The sequence below is a fragment of the Bradyrhizobium sp. STM 3809 genome (assembly GCF_000239795.1).
Lineage (GTDB): Bacteria > Pseudomonadota > Alphaproteobacteria > Rhizobiales > Xanthobacteraceae > Bradyrhizobium.
In genome coordinates this window covers 1-1,046 of record NZ_CAFJ01000583.1, presented here as the reverse complement: position 1 = coordinate 1,046, position 1,046 = coordinate 1, and the positions used below count along the sequence as shown (strand labels likewise).

Annotated in this window: 2 protein-coding genes; both read left to right on the top strand. The window is 67.3% G+C overall.

Annotated features, from left to right (window positions below; genetic code table 11):
• On the top strand, positions 1–463 hold a 463-nt coding region (locus BRAS3809_RS26285), incomplete at its 5' end, for a magnesium chelatase domain-containing protein (RefSeq protein WP_035658752.1).
• 187 nt (positions 464–650) lie between these two features.
• Positions 651–1,046: CvpA family protein (locus BRAS3809_RS26280; protein ID WP_035658750.1), on the top strand; the 396-nt coding region annotated here is incomplete at its 3' end.

Sequence of the window (1,046 nt, the reverse complement as noted above, 5' to 3'; positions counted from 1 at the left end):
CGGCGTCAAGCTGTCCGGCCATGACGTCTATCTCAACGTCGCCGGCGGCCTGCGCATTCACGAGCCGGCGGCCGATCTGGCTGCGGCCGCCGCGCTGGTGTCGTCGCTGGTCAACGCGCCGCTGCCGCCGGATGCGGTGTATTTCGGCGAGATCTCGCTGTCCGGCGCGGTGCGGCCGGTGGCGCAGACCTCGGCGCGCCTGAAAGAAGCCGCCAAGCTCGGCTTTCTGCGCGTGGTGCTGCCCGAGCGTGCCCGCGGCGAGGCCGGCGGCGACGCCGGGCTGAACCTCAACACCGTCGGCGGGCTGACCTCGCTGGTCGCCGACATCGCCGCGCGTGGCACGCCCCGCGCGCGGCACAACAGCGCCCGCGAGGAGGGCGATGCCGCCGAACCGGGCCGCCGTGCCCCGAGCCATGCCGAAAAAAATGCCACACCAGCGAGATTCCGCCGTCAGGACGGCTAGCCGGACCGTGACGTTCCCATGACTCGCCGCTATACAACGCCGCATCCGGGCTCGCACGGGATCGTGTGACCGCCCGGACTTGCCAGGGAACCAGCCCTCCTTCACCTGGAGCGCAGATTTCCGGCCGATTCGACGTGAACCTTGTTTGACGTGAACCTTGGACCTGTGAAGCGGACCTGAGCAGCCGATGCCGATAACGATCCTCGATCTCATCCTGCTCGGTGTCATGCTGGTGTCGGGGCTGCTGGCCATGGTCCGCGGCTTCATGCGCGAGGTGCTGTCCATCGCCGCCTGGGGCGCCGCCGCCCTGGTCACGCTTTATTCGTTCTCGAAGCTGCTGCCGACCGCGAAGACCTATTTCAACAACGATACCGTCGCGAGTGTCGTCGTCGTCGCCGGTACTTTCGTCGGTACGCTGCTGATCGTCTCGGTGATCACGGTCAAGATCTCCGACATGATCCTCGATTCGCGCATCGGCGCGCTCGATCGCACCCTGGGTTTCCTGTTCGGCCTGGGCCGCGGCCTGCTGATCGTGGTCGTCGCCTTCCTGTTCTTCAGCTGGCTGGTGCCGGACAAGCAGCGC